General features: G+C 44.7%; 13 protein-coding genes. 4 read left to right on the top strand and 9 right to left on the bottom strand.

Annotated features, from left to right (window positions below; genetic code table 11):
• Positions 1-82 precede the first annotated feature (82 nt).
• From AC812_RS02000 to AC812_RS01990, 3 genes are read left to right on the top strand one after another with little or no spacing between them, the layout of a single operon-like run.
• On the top strand, positions 83-988 hold the full coding sequence (locus AC812_RS02000; RefSeq protein ID WP_061916570.1) for a hypothetical protein: 906 nt from the start codon (positions 83-85) through the stop codon (positions 986-988).
• Positions 985-3,426: an ATP-binding protein gene (locus tag AC812_RS01995; RefSeq protein ID WP_061916572.1), complete on the top strand. Its 2,442-nt coding sequence runs from the start codon at positions 985-987 to the stop codon at positions 3,424-3,426. The genes AC812_RS02000 and AC812_RS01995 overlap by 4 nt, the downstream gene beginning before the upstream one ends.
• Positions 3,401-4,141, top strand: a complete 741-nt coding sequence (locus AC812_RS01990) for a response regulator transcription factor (protein ID WP_061916574.1) — start codon at positions 3,401-3,403, stop codon at positions 4,139-4,141. The genes AC812_RS01995 and AC812_RS01990 overlap by 26 nt, the downstream gene beginning before the upstream one ends.
• Positions 4,142-4,145: 4 nt before the next feature.
• Here AC812_RS01990 and AC812_RS01985 read toward each other — a convergent pair whose 3' ends face one another.
• Together AC812_RS01985 and AC812_RS01980 are read right to left on the bottom strand one after the other, a co-directional pair.
• On the bottom strand, positions 4,146-5,156 hold the full coding sequence (locus tag AC812_RS01985; RefSeq protein WP_061916577.1) for a DUF2270 domain-containing protein: 1,011 nt from the start codon (positions 5,154-5,156) through the stop codon (positions 4,146-4,148).
• 25 nt (positions 5,157-5,181) lie between these two features.
• The gene (locus AC812_RS01980) at positions 5,182-5,748 is read right to left on the bottom strand and encodes a class I SAM-dependent methyltransferase (protein WP_061916580.1); all 567 of its coding nucleotides are present in this window, start codon (positions 5,746-5,748) and stop codon (positions 5,182-5,184) included.
• A gap of 241 nt (positions 5,749-5,989) precedes the next feature.
• Between AC812_RS01980 and AC812_RS01975 the strand changes: the two genes are divergently transcribed.
• Complete coding sequence (locus AC812_RS01975) at positions 5,990-8,239, top strand: sodium-translocating pyrophosphatase (protein ID WP_061916670.1); 2,250 nt, start codon at positions 5,990-5,992, stop codon at positions 8,237-8,239.
• Positions 8,240-8,275: 36 nt separating this feature from the next.
• Here AC812_RS01975 and AC812_RS01970 read toward each other — a convergent pair whose 3' ends face one another.
• The 7 genes from AC812_RS01970 to AC812_RS01940 form a co-directional block, all read right to left on the bottom strand.
• On the bottom strand, positions 8,276-11,179 hold the full coding sequence (locus AC812_RS01970; RefSeq protein WP_169787245.1) for an EAL domain-containing protein: 2,904 nt from the start codon (positions 11,177-11,179) through the stop codon (positions 8,276-8,278).
• Positions 11,180-11,379: 200 nt separating this feature from the next.
• Positions 11,380-12,066: a GNAT family N-acetyltransferase gene (locus tag AC812_RS01965; RefSeq protein ID WP_061916586.1), complete on the bottom strand. Its 687-nt coding sequence runs from the start codon at positions 12,064-12,066 to the stop codon at positions 11,380-11,382.
• Complete coding sequence (locus AC812_RS01960) at positions 12,059-13,054, bottom strand: ABC transporter ATP-binding protein (protein ID WP_061916589.1); 996 nt, start codon at positions 13,052-13,054, stop codon at positions 12,059-12,061. The genes AC812_RS01965 and AC812_RS01960 overlap by 8 nt, the downstream gene beginning before the upstream one ends.
• Positions 13,047-14,081: an ABC transporter ATP-binding protein gene (locus AC812_RS01955; protein ID WP_061916592.1), complete on the bottom strand. Its 1,035-nt coding sequence runs from the start codon at positions 14,079-14,081 to the stop codon at positions 13,047-13,049. The genes AC812_RS01960 and AC812_RS01955 overlap by 8 nt, the downstream gene beginning before the upstream one ends.
• Positions 14,078-15,070: an ABC transporter permease gene (locus AC812_RS01950; protein ID WP_061916595.1), complete on the bottom strand. Its 993-nt coding sequence runs from the start codon at positions 15,068-15,070 to the stop codon at positions 14,078-14,080. The genes AC812_RS01955 and AC812_RS01950 overlap by 4 nt, the downstream gene beginning before the upstream one ends.
• Before the next feature lie 9 nt (positions 15,071-15,079).
• Positions 15,080-16,276 carry an ABC transporter permease gene (locus AC812_RS01945; RefSeq protein ID WP_061916598.1) on the bottom strand — a complete coding sequence of 399 codons (1,197 nt, stop codon included), beginning with the start codon at positions 16,274-16,276 and terminating at the stop codon, positions 15,080-15,082.
• Between the two features lie 144 nt (positions 16,277-16,420).
• Positions 16,421-18,242 (bottom strand): ABC transporter substrate-binding protein (locus AC812_RS01940; protein ID WP_157235377.1); only part of this gene is annotated, 1,822 nt, incomplete at its 5' end.

Raw genomic sequence — 18,242 nt, 5'->3', positions numbered from 1 at the left:
AAGGTGTGCATCCATAATTTAGTTCCGAGTATAATTATTAATAATATAGTCATGGTTATTTACTTATTCAAAATCGAACAACATGGAAGCATTGCTTCTTAAGATCCGCAACGATTTACGGGGACATCGCCAGGCCCTCACTACTCAACAAAACCGAGAATGGCGCAATCTTTTAATTCTTATTTTTACCATTCCAGTTGGATTATTGATGATCTTTCCTTTCATTAAAGATTGGCAGTCTCACAATTTGTTGCTGATCTATCTATTTTCACCTGTTTTATATTTACAAAGTCTCAATAAATTTTTTATCGGACTGCCTCAAAAGAATATTCTAGTGTTAGCATTTTTTCTGGTCCTAACTGCCCTTTCCACCTTCACTTGGTTTACCAATCCCGATCTTACCCCGGTCATCTTCCCCTTATCTGGATGGGGAGCATTAACAGCAATAATAATTGCCTGGATCATGCTGGCATGGATCTTTGAAAGGAATTTGCCTCAGGCTCGCAGATATAGTCTTACTCCTCATCATCCATTTCTTCATATAGCCTCTGGCGCCTTTATGGGAGCAGGGCTGGCTTTACATGCCCTGCTGGTTGCACGATTTCTACCCAATTTCAACCTCCCCCTTCCGGCACTGAATACCGAAAAATTCGTCTGGTTATTTGGTCTTTTTAGCGGTCTAATCATACCTGCCGAGGAATTGTTCTTTCGAGGCAAGTTATTTTCTTTACTCTTTGACGAAAAAGCAATTTCCCTCAAAAAGACCATTCTCTGGATAAGTTTTTTAAATCTCATTGTTTACTTACCCGCTTTGGTTTATCTATCCAGAAACCCAGGCATGCTCTCATTTGGTGTAATAACCTTTATATACAAATTTATCTTATCCGCCGTGACGGTTTTTATCGTCTATCGGTGGCGTAATCTTTACGTCGGATTTGCCGCGAATCTGGCATTTTCAATTTTGATGATCCAACCATTCTATTTATGAGCGTTACGAATAACCATCTTTCATCTCAAAGAGAGCTACCTCAACGCATTCGCCCCCGCGATCTTGCGCTGTTGTTTGTTTCGTTCATCAGTATGGCACTCATCGGCGTTTATCATCTTAATCTAGCCGACAATTTGAGCACATCATCATTTTCTCACTTGATTTCTTTGTTACCGGTAATTTCAATGGCATACTTCTTTGGAGTAATTGCAGGGTTAATTGGTGCAATCATATTCAGTAGTTTATTTTTAGTAGAGATTCCTTTTGTAATTCAAACTTATGGCTACACCTTCGATTCCATCGAAAGGGTCGGTGTGAGCTTGCTTTTGTTTATCTCCGCATTGGTGATTGGAGATTTATCCAATTCCGTGCGGCAAAGAACTTCTTTGAAAATTGCGTTAAGAAACCGTGAAACTCTCTTGAGTCAGACCCTTAACCTCGAAGAAATCACCAGAATCGTTATTACGCAGGTTCATCAAATTATTCGTGTTCAACAGGTCTGCCTTGTTTTACAAAACCCCATTACCAAACAATGGCAAATTTATACGGCCAAAGGCCGAGCCGCCTTAAGAACCAGATCCGAAACAGAATCCCCAACCCTGGGAAGTTATATTCTCTCTCAAAACGAATCATTCATATTGAATAATCTTGATGATCCCAACTCCATCTTGATCGAAAACCTTCCCCCTCCCAACACCATCACATGTGTGATGAGCCGAATGATGTACCAATCAAACGGCAACGAGATGGGGCGCATCATCCTGATCAACAAAATTACCGGCTACTTTTACGAACAGGATATTGAACGACTGAACGAATTTGTACCCGCCGTTGAAAAAGCAATTGAACAGGCTTTCCGCTACACTCGAACCGACTATGCCTTAGAACGCCAAATTTCCCAGCTTTCCACGATCCAAAGAACCAGTCAGGTCTTAAACAATTTACTGGATGCTGAAAAAGTGGTCGAACTGACCCTGTCAACCGCTCTGGATATAACTCAGGCGGAAGCAGGGGTAATCCTCGTCAATTTTAACGGTGGGCAGTTCATTCAAAGAGTGAATGGGGATGAAATTGACCCCGATCGCACCCGACAAATTCTCGAAGAAGCGCTGTCGGTCTCTTTTTTGGAACACACTAATGGTCTTGAATTGTCATTCCCTTTCATCTTCAAGTCTTCCGCTTCACAGTTGTCCTGTTATATAACCCATGGTAGATCGTTGATGGGGATTATCATCACCGAAAGCTCCCGGGTGGAAGCCTTTGACCGTACCAGCCACTGGATCCTTTCTCTACTGGCCGATCACACTGCCACCTCTTTAACAAACGTTCGCTTGTTTCAAGAAATTTATAAAGAAAAACAACAAACCAACCTGATCATCGAGTCGGTAACAGATGGGTTAATTACGATAAACCGAAATGGCAACATTCTCACGGCAAATCCAGCGGCAATCCAACAGGTGGGATTGCCAGAAAGCGCCGTGATCGGGGCAAACTTTTGTGAAGTATTTGGTCTTACAAATGAGACTTGTATCCAGTTTTTCCATGAATTAAATAAAGCGTGGAATTACAACTCCTCCTTCACGATGGAATCCATTCCTGTTAGCCCCAATCAATCAAAACGCCGCATTGTTAACCTTTCCGCAGCGCCGGTTTTTGAAGAGAATCAGACCCCCTCCCGTGCTGTTGTGTTATTAAGAGATATAACCGAACGAGAAGAGTTAAACCGGCTTCAAGAAGAGATGATTTCCTCAATTTCTCATGAAATGCGCACCCCTTTAACAAAAATTCAATCTATCAGCGAATTGATAGCCAATACTCTAGAAAAGAATGAGCCCTTGCCTGACCGAAAATTCCTGGATACACTTTCTGCAGAAAGCCAGCGCTTATCTCAATTTTTGGATCGCATCCTGGATGTTCATCAACTTGAAACCCATCAATTTCAAGTTGAATTGCGCCCCTTGCCTTTGACCTTTGTCGTCGAAAACCTGGTAGAAGAATGGCGCATCATTGCACCAAACCGCCGCATTGAAATACATAAACCATCGAGACCTGTTTGGGTGATGGCGGATGAAAATGCGCTTAACTCCATCTTCAGCAATCTGCTGGATAATGCGGTTAAGTATTCACCTGAGCATAGTGAAATATCTGTAATCCTGAGCATAGCCGATGATCGTACTGCGGAAGTTCGCGTGGTTGATCATGGGCTGGGGATAGAGCCAGACAAACAGGCTCTGATTTTCAACCGCTTCTATCGAGCAACTGGCGGCGATTCTCAGGAAGTGTACGGGCACGGCATCGGTCTGTATGTTGCCAAAATGCTGACGGAATCGTTGGGTGGCAAAATTGATGTTGAAAGCGCACCCGGCAAAGGAAGTTGTTTTCGATTTACCTTACCCATTATGGAGAACCCCGATGAAACCCAAAATCATAATGATTGATGATGACGAAACTTTATGCGAACTGGTAAGGGTCAATTTAACGCCCCGCGGTTATGAGGTCATCGGCGTAAATGATAGCAACGAAGCAATTCTTGCTGTTCAGAAAAATCGGCCAGATTTAATTATTTTGGATATCATGATGCCGGGTCAGGACGGGTATGAAGTTTGCAAAAGGTTAAGGAAAATTACTGAAGCACCCATTTTATTTTTAACTGCAAAAGGCCGCGAACAAGATCTGGTCAAAGGATTTGAAGTTGGCGGAGATGATTATGTCCGTAAGCCTTTTAGCCTGCGGGAACTAGAGGCTCGTATTTCCGCGCTGATTAAGCGTAGCAAAAAAACCCCGACCAACCCCGCTCCGTCAATTTTGGAGTATGATGATGGTTTTTTGAAAATCAACCTGGAGACCAAACATGTTTACCGTAACGGTAAAATGCTTCACCTGACGCCCACCGAATATCGTCTTTTGGCCTGTCTGGTTCGTAACATTGGCGCAGTGGTCACTCACGAAGATCTTCTCAAAGAAGCCTGGGGAGAAGGTTACACAGATGCCATTGCCAGTCTCTCCTTATATGTTCGCTATCTTCGAGAAAAAATCGAACCGGATGCCAGCAATCCACGCTACATCATTACAAAATGGGGAGTCGGATACTGGTTTTCTGACCAGAATCAGAAAGACTCACAGTCCAAAAGTGCTGAAATTCAATCCAGTTAGGGGATCATTTTTCTTCATCTAAGGTCAACGGCTGAAAACCTCCGCCAAAAACTCCCTGCGCAGGATTGACTACAATAAATGCCTGCGGGTCAATGTTTTGGACAATTCGTTTCAACTCGGCAATTTCGGTCACAGTAACAGCCACCATTAAGATTGAATGGCTTTTTTTTGTGTACATGCCTGTTCCACTGATTGAGGTAACTCCACGGTGCATTGTTTCCATGATGGATCTGGAGATTTGATCGGGTATGTCTGTGACAATCCACACCAACAACTGTTTTCTTTTCGCAAACTCTGGCCTCCGAGGGAAAAATTTTTCGGGAGGACTGAAGACATCATACTTGGGTAATACTTCTCCGCTCGCCTGATGAAAACGGGCTGTCCATACCGCAAGAAGGATCAATCCAAGATAAAATAATACCCCACCGGCAATCACAATTTCCCCCGGAATACCCCCTATGGCTGATCTTTGGATAAATTCCTGGAAACTGGTCAGAGGATAGGGATGTAACCCAATTTTTATGATCCACGAAACCAGCAAAACAATAAATATCCAAAAATAATTACGCCTTAAACGTCTCCCAATCGCCTCCCACATCGTGATTGGAAAGTCGGGCTGCAACAAAGACTGCGCCAGACTCTCTGCCCACTCTGCATGCGGAGCAAATGGCGGAACTAACATCGCGGCAAAAAAATCTGTTTCCAATAATCGTGTTCGATAACTCCATAACTCATAATACCGATAGCGACGGGCTTCCATCCACAAAAAAACCGCAATCAAAATGGTAGTTAAGAGGATAATGACAAAATGATTGTCTGGACTGGAGAGAACAAACGATAAAGTTGCTCCTGTAGTTACCACTGCCCAATTTGTAGTAGAGTCAAGCCTGGTCCGCCACACATTACTCCGTTGAATTTCAGCACGGTAATAATGCACCATCGCAGTGGTAAACTCGGATGGTCGCAGTTCGTATCCCCTGAATTTCCAAACTGGTTCTTTTTTCTCATCTGCCATGGTTAAATTGGCCTTTCATGGTGGATTATTTGATTGCAGTGATCCAATAGGAATGATTTTCATTGTACACCATTACTTTTTGAGGCTGATGAAATTCAATCATCCTGACCATCTCCTCAATTTTCAAAAACTTACTTCCCATCAGTAGAACTCTTTCCATTAGAGCAATCATTTTTACACTTGTGTGGGAGATATCCGGCTCTTCAATGGTCAAAATTCCACCGGGTTTGAGAACTCTCCACATTTCATTCATTGCCTGTGGTTGATCGGGAATATGATGAAACGCATCTACGATAACAATACGATCAAAAAAATGATGTTCAAAAGGTAATTTTGTTGCATCACAAACTGTACAAAGCAATTCATTTTTCTGATGGGCTTGCCAAAGCATTTTATAAGAAATATCTGCAACAATAATTTTTCTTCGCTCACCCCGTAAACTGGCAGCAATACGGCCTGTCCCACCACCAGCATCTAATATCCATTGGTCGGATTTTAAATCGAGGGTCTCCTTCAATTTATCGGTGGCTTCACCTGAGATAACTTTTTCATAAATCGGAGCCAACCAATCAAAGTGTCTTAATTTGAACATCAATGACTACCCTATAAATCAAATTTTTAAGATTATATCTCAGCGGTGTTTGTTTGGTAAAAATAATGTCAATTTTCCTCTACAAACTTTGATTTATTAAGATTTTTCCATTATAATTTTTTCGCTAAATTGTTAGACATATTAAATCAATAATACAAATTAGGTGGAGATTAATACCATGCACCCTCTTCTTGATGTTTTAAACAAACAAATCCTTGCTGCACGCGAGACCATCCCCCCGATGTGGTGGCTTGGACCTGTCGCAGCCATCATTGCTTTAGGATTTGCCCGCCTTTTTTACCAGCAAATGATGCGACTTTCCGAAGGAAACGAAAAGATGCAGTTCATCGCTCAGGCCGTGCGTGAAGGTGCGATGGCTTATTTATCCCGCCAGTATCGAGTGGTGAGCGTTGTATTTGCTGTCTTGTTTGGAATTTTCCTGATCCTGTCTTACTTCAAACTCCAAAATCCAATCGTACCATTTGCATTTATCACTGGTGGTTTATTTTCCGGCCTTTGCGGTTTTATCGGCATGAAAACCGCCACTAACGCTTCTGCACGCACTGCATTCGCTGCCAGCAAAAGCCTCAATGACGGTTTGCAGGTTGCCCTCCGTGCCGGAGCCGTGATGGGATTGGTTGTCGTAGGATTTGCCCTACTGGATATTACGGTTTGGTTTTTATTGTTGTATTATTTATTCCCCGTCTTTCTTCCCGAAAGTTTCATCAGTCTCGCTGCAAATCCCCTTCCCCAGATCACTGCGGTCATGTTGAGTTTTGGTATGGGTGCTTCTACTCAGGCTTTATTTGCCCGGGTTGGGGGTGGAATTTATACCAAAGCCGCCGATGTTGGCGCCGATCTGGTTGGTAAGGTTGAAGCCAATATCCCCGAGGATGATCCCCGCAATCCCGCCACAATTGCTGACAATGTTGGAGATAATGTCGGTGATGTTGCCGGTATGGGTGCAGACTTGTATGAATCCTACGCTGGTTCGATCCTGGCCACCTCAGCCCTAGGTGTAGCCGCGGTCGGCCTGTCTGGGGTGGCTTTTTTAGATGGCAAGACCGAATTGCAAGCCGGTTTAGCCTACATTTCCGCCCCAATTACACTGGCTGCCCTCGGGATATTACTCTCCATATTCGCAATTTATCTGGTGAGGACGCGTGAAGATGCCGATCAAGCCGCATTAATCGGCGCTTTAAGTCGTGGTTTATACCTGAGTTCGATTGGAATTGCCGTACTTTCCCTTCCAATTGTTTTCCTGCTGGGTCTTCCCAATTGGCTTGCCATCTGGTTGTGTATCCTTGCCGGATTAATTGTGGGCATTGTTGTGGGTAAAGCTACCGAATATTACACTTCCCATGCGTTTCAACCCACCCGGGATATCGCGGCACAGGCTCACACCAGCCCGGCAACTGCCTTGATTGAAGGCCTTGCTGTTGGCATGGAATCGGGTGGACTACCTATCGCAGCGATTGTAGTTGGTATCATTTTCAGTTACTATGTAGCCGGTGGAGCTGTCAATTTATTGATGGGTCTTTATGGGGTTGGTATTGCTGCGGTTGCAATGCTTTCTACTCTGGGCTTCACCCTGGCCACAGATGCCTACGGGCCAATTGCCGATAACGCCGGTGGAAATGCGCAAATGGCCGGGTTGGATAAAGTTGTGCGGGAACGCACCGATCAATTGGACGCAGTCGGTAACACCACCGCCGCAATTGGCAAGGGATTTGCTATTGGCTCTGCTGCCTTGACTTCAATGGCGCTATTAGCCGCCTACCTGGAAGAAGTACGGCTGGTGCTTACTGAATTGCGCGGTGTAAATGAGGTCGTCATTGGCAATCAGGTGGTCAATGTAACCCAAATGACGATGCAAAACTTCATGGAATACTACAATGTGACATTGCTTAATCCGGCTGTTTTAGCTGGGCTGTTCACGGGTGTTGGAACCGCTTTCATTTTTTCGTCTATGACAATGCGCGCGGTCGGACGAGCCGCCGCCGGAATGGTTGAAGAAGTTCGCCGGCAGTTCCACGAAACACCCGGTATTTTAGAGGGGAAAGAAAAACCCGACTATGCCCGCTGTGTTGCTATCAGTACAGCTGCTGCCCAAAAAGAAATGATTGCACCTGCGCTTGCTGCAATCATTGTGCCGGTAGTTGTTGGTGTCATCTTTGGGATTGCCGGGGTGTTGGGTTTACTCGCCGGAACCCTTGCAACGGGTTTTGCTCTTGCGATTACCATGTCTAACGCGGGGGGCGCATGGGATAACGCTAAAAAGTACATTGAAATTGGAGAATTTGGCGGAAAAGGTTCCCAGGCTCATAAAGCCGCTGTTGTGGGTGATACGGTCGGCGATCCGCTCAAAGATACTGCCGGACCTTCATTGAACATTTTGATCAAGTTGATGTCTATGGTCTCGGTGGTTTTTGCGGGTCTAATTGTTGCCTTTGGAAATGGTCAGGGACTGATCGGCATGTTCTTACATTAATGCCGTAACTTAACCTGCACCCAAAGTCAAAACACTTTACATGACCTCATCGCCTTTTCCAATGTTCCTGAGAAGTTTTTCTGTAGATTCGGCGTCCATCGGGCGATAGAGCAAATAACCCTGTCCATAATCGCAGCCAGCCTCCTTCAACCAGTGAAGCTGGCTGACGGTTTCTATTCCCTCGGCAATAATTTCCAAACCCAACTCTTTTGCGAGGGTAATGATTGCCTGAACAATCTCCGTCCCCGAATATTGTGCATCAATTCTGCTGATAAAACTACGATCAATCTTGATCGCAGTTATTGGAAAACGCTGAAGATAAGACAAGGATGAGTATCCTGTGCCGAAATCGTCAATTTGTAATTGGATCCCAAGATCACGAATATTTTGAATCTGCTGATTGACGGAAGGGCTAGTTTCTAAAAATACACTTTCCGTCAATTCAATTTTCAAAGATTGGGGGGAGATACCTGTTTCTGCCAGTATTTCACTGATCATTTGAACCACATTTCCCTGATGCAACAGACTCCCTGACAAATTTACACTGACGGTGAATGGAAAAGAAGATAGACCATACTGATACCATTGCTGCACTTGACGACAGGCCTCATGCATCACCCAACGGTCAATTTGATGAATAAGCCCGGTTTCTTCTGCCAATGAGATAAATTCAGACGGTTGAATTAAACCGTGCTGAGGTGTGATCCATCGAATCAACGCCTCAAATCCAACCACTCGACCATCTTTTAGCGCAACAATCGGTTGGTAATATAAATTAAATTCATTTCTCTTCAGTGCGTCGCGCAGCAAGGCTTCAATTTGATGCCGATTGATAACCTGATCCAACAGAGGTTTAGAAAACACCTCATAACATGCCCTTCCGCGGGCTTTAGCTCGATACATGGCAATATCCGCATCTCGAAGTACTTCATCCGGTTCTGTATATTCCCCATTATCAATCACTAATCCCAAACTGATAGTCGTAAAGAGGGTCTTACCATCAAGTAAAAACGGCGATTGAAAATCAAGTAAAATTTGGTCCGCCAACTGGACCGCATCCCGGCGAGGATCTTCCCCTTCCACCAGTATGACAAATTCATCTCCGCCAAAACGCGCAAGAGTACTTGTTGGGAAGAGGTTGTTTTGCAACCGATGGGCTGCTTCAATCAACAATTGATCACCGATTCGATGCCCCAGACTGTCGTTGATAATCTTAAACCGATCCAAATCCATGAATAACAAACTGAACAGAGGCTGCTCGCTGAACGGATGCCGACGAGATAATATCTGGTTTAATCTCTCAACAAGATAAGCCCGATTAACAAGACCAGTCAGGACGTCATGATAAGCGTTGTAAATTAACTCGGCTTCGGCTTTCTTTCTGTTGGTGATATCGAGAATCACCCCCTGATAAGATTCAACCATATTATTGCCATTCAATAATGGAGAAGCAAAATCTTCTACCCAAACAACATCCCCATTTCGATGGATGAGACGATATTCATGATGAAACGGTTCGTGATTTTTTATGGATCTTTTTAAGGCTTCCACAAATTCATGAACGTCCTCTGGGTGAATACACTTCAATCGAAAATCTTCGATGTCAATCCAATCTTTCGGATCCCATCCGGTCAATACTTGTATTTGAGGACTTACAAAAGTAAAGGAGAATTCTTTTTCAAGATTCATCACATAAGATACCGCTGGCATTTTTTCAACTAGATTCTGGTATAAACGCTCCAATCTTTCCCTTTCCTCAATCTCGTTCTTCAAATTCTCATTTATCACCACTAATTGCTGAGTTCGTTCTTCAACGCGCCGCTCTAATTCTTGATTTAAGATTCGAAGGGCATCCTCCGCTTTTTGTCTATCCTTTATTTCCTGCTGTAAGGTTTGATACTGAATTTGAAGCTCTGTATCTCTTTCCCTTAAATCAGCCGCCATCTGATTGATCGAGGCACTCAGGTCATTGAATTCCGCAGTTGGCAAATCGGGAACTCGATAGTCCAAATCCCCTTTACCAATCCTTCTCGAACCAGATATCAGATCACCCAATGGCTCCATAAACAATCGTTCAAACCAAAAATTAAAAATAGGAAATAATATCAATCCAAGAAGCACCATGCCGCCAATCACCAAAAATGCAGCGAGTCGAGTGTTTTGGTAGATTTCGGATAAAGGCACTTCAACAATTAATATCCAACTGGATTCAGGGATTGGCATGCTGGCCCCTGAAACTGATACTCCCTCAAAATTGACATATTCGCCTTCCCAAATTCGGTTGATTGTTCTAAAAATATTTACTATCTCGGGCCGATTGCGAATATTTAGTTGATCATCAGCAACTTCTGGATTTGAGTGAACGATGATTGAACCGTCTTGATCCAATAAATATACTTTACCTTGCTCACCAATCTGTATACCTTCAATTACTTCTCTCAAGAATTCAGCGTTCAACCTTACTGCGATAATATTGCCATTCCTGAAAACTGGCGCAGAAAAAATAATAAAAGGTTGATTTGTTGAGGAATATTGAACATTCCCAATAAAGACCTTGTTGTTTCTTGCCTGTAAAAACCAGTTAGTATAGATGACCTGCTCAGAAGTCCCAAGGAAAGATACTTCATCAAAAGAAACATTCGATAGCAACTCACCATTACGATCAAAGTAAACAAATTCCAGTAAGTCAGGTAGCTGACTTGTCAGGGTTCGAATAACCACCGGATCTTGCAGGCTTGCCGGATCACCAAAGTTTCCAAGCCAGAAGAGGGCAGAACGAACCTGTCTTAATGTTTGTGAAATTGTGTTACTGGCGTTGACTACAGCTTCATTTTGTCTTTCTTTCCAGGTGTTTTTTTCAAGCCGGTATATAAAAAACCAGATTCCCAGTCCATCAATGATCAAAAAAGCAACAAGCAGCAACAGAACAATCATACGCATCTGGCTGCGAATGCTGTTTGACCCTCGCTTCCGAATTAGAGAAATCATAAGTCCATTTTCAACTTATCTCTACAGGCAATTGATTTTTTCCACCAATCCCTTTAATTCTATTTATCATTCTTTCGTGCAATTGCCTATACATCATCCTATCAAAATTGTAAAGGATATGCAAATTAATTTTTGCATAAAGTTGTAAATTCTCATCCTGTATAAAGTTTCAATCCGTAGGTTAGTTCATATATTGGCTCATTTACATGACCTTCCCATAAATGGGAACGAGTTGACTGAAGAAGTTCAAACCCCATATTTTTATAAAGAATCAAAGCCACTTTGTTGTAGCTCGTTGTTTGCAAGTGAACTCCGCCGATTTTCGCTGACCTCAATTGTTCCAGATAACTTTCGATCAGTTTTCTCCCAATTCCGTAACCCCGCCACTCTTTTACTATGTTGATATGGAAATGGGCCGGATATTGAGATAAATCCAGATCATCTTTTGGCGATCTTAGTTTGGTTGAGAAGTAGCGAAGCAGGTAGCGGATAAATTTTTTGCCAATCCGGTACTTTCCACCGAGAAGCCTTATAAAAGTTTGGGGTTCCAAAACTTTTGCGGTATATTCACGCTGAATACGTGTATCAAAGCAACCCGTTAAGAAACCAATCACATTTTCATCATGCGTTGCAACCCAGCAATGTTCCGATTCTTTGTCGGTATAGTACACATAAAAAGCATCCAAAAATATCCGACGGTCTTCCATAAATTTTTCAACCGGCTCACCAAAAAAAGCCGTGTCTGCTGCAATATTCAACACCATCTCGCGGTCACCCCGATGGTATGGACGAATGACAATCTCTGATTCCACAGTGAAAATTATACGCCCATTATTCATTCAACCAGCAGGCTGCGAAATGTCCTTTCTGCACCTCTCGATAAGGCGGGGCTTCTACTAAGCATTGATCTTTAGCAAAAGGACAACGGGGGTGGAAACGACAACCTTTTGGCGGGTTAAATAAACTGGGTACATCACCTTTCAAGGTGATTCGCTTTCTTTTGACTGCAGGATCAGGAATTGGAATAGCAGAGAGCAACGCCTGAGTGTAGGGGTGTAAGGGGTTGTAAAAGAGTTCAGCTCGATGAGCCAGTTCAACAATTTTCCCAAGATACATTACCGCCACCCGATCTGAAATATGCTCCACAACACTGAGATTATGAGCGATGAATAAATAAGTCAAGCCATATTCTTCCTGAAGATCCTTGAGAATGTTCAACACCTGAGACTGAATGGAAACATCCAGAGCGGAGACGGGTTCATCACAAATAATGAAACGTGGACGTAACGCCAGCGCCCGGGCAATTCCAATTCGTTGGCGTTGTCCACCAGAAAACTCGTGAGGATACCGCCGTGCATGATAATCTTCCAGCCCCACCTTCCGCAGCACATCAATCATCATATCAAATTGCTCTTTTCGCGTACCGATCCGATTGATTCGCATCCCTTCCATAATCGACTCACCTACTGGCATTCGCGGGTCAAGCGATGAAAAGGGATCCTGAAAAATGATCTGCATGTTCCGACGAATCGCCTGTAATGCTCCACCCGAAAGATTGAATATGTTATTCCCCTCATAGTAGACTTCACCACCAGTCGGCTCGATCAATCGCAACATGGTTCGACCGATTGTTGTTTTACCACAACCCGATTCCCCAACCAGTCCAAGAGTTTCACCGTCAAAAATGTCAAAAGATACATTATCAACCGCTTTGCCACAGGATTTAATCCGCTGAAAGAAACCACCTCGAATCGTGTAATATTTCTTCAAATTGCGCACCTGAATTAATTCCATACGTGCAGTATGCGTCTTTAAAGGCTCATTCATGGTTTGCCTCCATTAAATCACCCGCGCTTTTCATCTGCCCGTCATATAACCAGCAACGGCACAAATGATTGGAACCCGTTTCTACCAGCATGGGATTCTCGTGTAAACAAATTTCCAGACTCTGTTCAATTCTAGCCTTGCAGCGTGGTGAGAACCGGCATCCTTGCGGCAAATTAATCAGGTTAGGAACAGAACCCGGTATAACCTCCAACCGTCGGGTCACTTTTCCAAGCACCGGAATTGATCCCATCAATCCCTTCGTGTAAGGATGGTGCGGCCTGGCAAACAATTCTTGAACAGTTGCCTGCTCCACAATTTGACCTGCATACATCACTGCAACACGATCGGCCATCTCTGCAATTACTCCAAGATCGTGGGTGATTAAAATAACCGACGTCCCCATTTTTTCGCGTAATTCAAGGATTAAGTCCATTATCTGCGCCTGGATGGTCACATCCAATGCAGTAGTGGGTTCGTCGGCGATTAACAGGGTCGGGTTGAGCGCAAGCGCCATAGCGATCATCACCCGTTGAGCCTGCCCGCCCGACATTTCGTGAGGAAAGGCATGCGCCTTCTTCTCGGCATCGGGGATACCTACCAGATGTAATAATTCAACCGCTTTATCCCACGCTTCCTTTTTGGGCAGATTTTTATGAATGGTAAAAACCTCAGCTACCTGATCGCCAATTTTATACACTGGGTTTAAACTGGTTTGTGGTTGTTGAAAGATCATTGACATGCGATTTCCACGCATCGCAACCATCTCATTTTCCGTCAGCGAAAGCAAATTTTTTCCCTCAAACCAGATTTCCCCATCTACAATTTTCCCGGGAACGCCGACCAACCTCAGGATAGACAGAGAAGTTACACTCTTTCCACAGCCCGATTCTCCAACCAACCCCAAAATCTCTCCGGGGTAAAGATCGAAATCAACCCCATCTACCGCTTTTACCACACCATCTTCGGTGAAAAAATGGGTTTTTAAATTCCGCACAGTCAGTACGGGTTGTTCGTTCTGAATTTTCATAGTTTTAACCTCGGATCCAGGGCATCTCGAAGACCATCCCCAATGTAATTAAAAGCCAGCGAGCATAAAAATATTGGCAAACCGGGAATCAACGGCAGCCAGGGCATATCCAGCATGTAGGCCTGGGTTGCCGAAAGCATATTCCCCCATGTCGGAATAGGTTCTTGAATTCCGAAACCGAGAAAAGAGAGTGCAGCCTCAGCCACAACATAATTCGCCATGTTTAATGAAGCATCAACAATAATAGGCGCCATGGCATTGGGAATCATGTGTCTTAGGATGATCCAGGCGCCGCCTGCTCCCATGGCTTTCGCCGCCTCCACAAAGGTCTGATTACGAAGCGAGAGCACCATTCCCCGCATCAATTGAGCAGAAGTCAGCCAGCCTAAACCAGCAAGAACGAGGATGATCAAAACGGCTTGTCGTGCTTCTCTAACCTCCAACAACATGAGTTTACCGGCTAACTCCAACAAAAACTGGGGAATCGGAATCGCATCCTGATTCTTCAAGAGCATTGCCGATATTATCAACAGAATGGGAAGCGAAGGAATTGTGAGAAAAAACTCAACGATTCTCATTAAAAGATTATCTACCCAACCGCCATAGTATCCCGATATTGCTCCAATTGTTACTCCAATAATGCTGGAGATCACCACAGACAGCAAAGCAACCGTTAAGGAGATCCTTCCAGCGTAAATCAAACGCGAGAACAAGTCACGCCCCAGATTGTCCGTTCCAAGCAGATGAACTCTGCCAGTGGCTTCCTGGACTGATCCCGGTTTTAGGAAATAATTACCAACCGTAATTTCATCCACCTCGAAAGGCGCAATTTGACGGGCAAATAATGTAATCAAGAATAAAACTAACATTACCCCAAGCGAAATCATCGCCAATTTGTGTTTCCGAAAGCGGCGAAAAACCAACCTCCACGGACTTTCTTCTTTGGGGTAATCATTCAAAAGCGAAATCGAGTCAACTTGAGCAGCCATGCTGGTCTCCTAACTGTACCGAATGCGCGGATCAATAAGGGTATAAACCAGATCTCGAATCAAGGTGGCAATCACGGTTAAAACAGCAGTAATAAACAAAATTGCCATCGCTACCGGGAAATCTGAATCACCCAGCGCCAAAAAGTACAATCGTCCCATCCCGGGCCACGAAAATATCGTTTCAGTGATAATGGCACCCCCGAACAAAGACGGGATAGAAAAAACCACAATGGTTACAAAGGGAATTAAGGCATTTCTCAAGGCGTGTTTCAAAATAACCAGTTTTTCCTTGAGCCCTTTGGCTCTGGCAGTTCTAACATAATCCTGCCGTAATACCTCCAGCATACTTGCCCTTATAAATCGGCTCCACGAAGCCACACTGACAATCGTTAAGGTAATTACTGGTAAAACCAGATGCATCAGTCGGTCGGCAATGGTATCAGGTTGAATAGTTCCAATAAGGGGAACCACATATTCCCTTACCGCAGATGCACTACCCGGCGGGAGATAAGGTAAACCCGCCGATTTTGGCAAAATGGAGAAAACCAGGATCATCAAAATACCGAAGAAAAAGGTCGGCATAGCAGATCCGAGGAATGCCAGCGATGTGAAAATATAATCAAAACGAGAGTACTGTTTAACAGCTGAATAAATTCCCAGAGGAATTCCCAGGAGCAAAGAAAGTAAAGTGGAGAGACCAATTAATTCGATCGTTTTCGGGAGACGGCTCATAATCAAATCGCTTACCGGGCGGTCTCGCAAAAGTTTCCACGATGCCCCAAAATCGCCCAGCAAAATCCCGCGGCTGACTTTTCTACCCTCTAAATCTCGTAAATATACATTTTCATTACATCCGACAACTTTTGTTTCGATTTTGCCTTTCTCGTTACGGACATTTTTCTCGATGGGTTGCCGGCAGCCAATAGGTGTATTCGCAAACCACTCTGTTCCTCCCACTGTAATCGGTCCGCGAGGATGGCCGATCAACCAGCGGCTGAAGCGCACCGGTAAATAAAGATCCAGCTCATAATAAGCCCGGATTCGGGCAATATCCGCTGCGGTGATGCGATTGCGGCCTTGTTGCTGTTGACGTAAACCGGTCATTGGTCCACCCGGCGCAAGATTCAGGAGTGCATAGGTCGCAACTGCTGAAATCAACACCACACCCACCATCTGCACCAAACGGCGAGCAATATACCCAAGCATAGAGGTTCTCCTTTACTTTCGGGGTTCCTGTAATGGACTTCTTGAAGGGCGTGCAGGGTCACCCCCCCAGAACTCGATTACAGGGTCGGTGTGGCGCCCTGCAGCGCCACACCGATTGTCCGAATCCCTTCTTATAAAAAGGGGTTACGGCAAATATAGGTTCATATCAATGTGTTCCCAGGTACCGCCGGGCAATGTGTAAAGGTTGATTTTGCCTTCGTCAGCCGCCTTCCTCATTGTGTCCGAGATGGTATTGAGGGTCGTGCTGTCAAGCACATCCACCTGTCCACCCAGCAACTGAGCCTCGGCATTATCTGGAGTGATGATCGAGATAACGATAGTCTTTGTCTTGGGAGATCCTCCGTAGTAGTAAGGGTTGGCCTCAAATACCATTTTTTCTCCCTTGACCCATTCCTTCAAAACATACGGCCCCACACCAATTGGAAATTCGGCAATTTCTGGCAAGGTGGCCCATTCTTCAGCCGGCACATCGGCCAGTTTACGTCCATCCGAAAGAACTCGATGAGCAGGATACACATTCGAGAGACGTGGATCCATCAGCGCTCGGAAGTAAAGCGGGTCCTGAACTCCTGGCAGATAGGTTACGGTGTAACCGGCATCATTGACTTCATAGGATTGAATAGAACGACAAGTGTTGAACGAAGTTGCCCCTGAGTTCTCGTCGCAATCAATCTTGAAGCGCAGATCAAAATCGGCTGCACTGACCGGCGTACCATCAGACCAGACCATATCATCGCGGAACTGATAATTTACGGTCAACTGCTTCATCATGAGGGGCGTACCATCGAAGTTCACCACCTCACCGGCTGCGTTATAAACTTCAACACCCGGTTTTAGTTCGGTAGGATTGCCATCTACATCATAAACCAGGTCACCTTCCTTGACTTCAACATCCAGATTTTGAGCCAAACCACTCTCCAAGGTGGATGGCACCTTCTGAGCAATTCCCTGGAAGTCGTAATTGACCGTCGAGAACGCCAGCCCATGGATAAGGGAATTGGCAATTATGGCAGATACACCCTGTTCCACCAGTGCAAACATCGAGGCAGGTTCCTGCGTAAAACCAATTACAATCGTATCTTTACCCGGAATTTCCCATTCTGCAACATTGTAGGTGTAGTATTCCTCTCCCGGTTGAGGATTGAAACCCTTCAAATTCGGATTTGAGGCAAAAATTTCCAGGTGATTGTAGATGGGCAGAGACACCATATCTTTGGTGAACTCTTGCTGGACGATTTTGTACGGCTCTTTTCGATCTTCTTGATTCAGAGTGTTGGTGGCTTTCACAATGGCCTGAGAAGCGACTGGATTACACCAGCCCATAACATTTTGGCCTTCCCAGTTATTTTCGGCGGTGGGAATCTGATCACAAGCGTACAATGTTCTACCGCTCGGATCGGATTGACCTACCCAGGCATAGTCGGTCAGCTCAAATTCACGGCGAGCCAGACCTGTGGTATCACCATATAACCAGGTAGACGGTACATGATTGACGGTGATACGAATACCGCATGCTTTCATTTGCTGCTGCCAGACTGGTGCGAGGATTTTACGGTGGGGAGCTTCGGTCAACAACAGTTCTAACATCAACGGCTCGCCTTCCGCATTCAAGCGGACGTTGTCACCATCCTCATCCGTCCAGCCAGCCTCATCCAGTAAGGCTTTCCCTTTTTCTGGATCAAATGGATAAATGGTCACATTTTCATCTCCGGCATAAGCCCAGTGATTTTTGGGGATAAATGTATCCATGACCAACTCGCTCCGCTCTTCCGGTGAGAGGAAAGGATACACCGCCTGGATGATTTCGTCCTTATTGGTGCAGTAAGCCATGGCTTGCCGCACTCGCACATCAGATAGAATTGGATGCGGAGTGGAAAAGGACTGTTCTTCTGTAGGCTGTTTTTCAACTTCAACAACCTTTTCAACCACTTCCGTTTTGACAACT

The organism is Bellilinea caldifistulae (genome assembly GCF_001306055.1).
In the GTDB taxonomy this organism is placed as follows: Bacteria; Chloroflexota; Anaerolineae; order Anaerolineales; family Anaerolineaceae; genus Bellilinea; species Bellilinea caldifistulae.
Note: the sequence above shows the minus strand (reverse complement) of the source record. Positions and strands in the feature narration are given on the sequence as shown.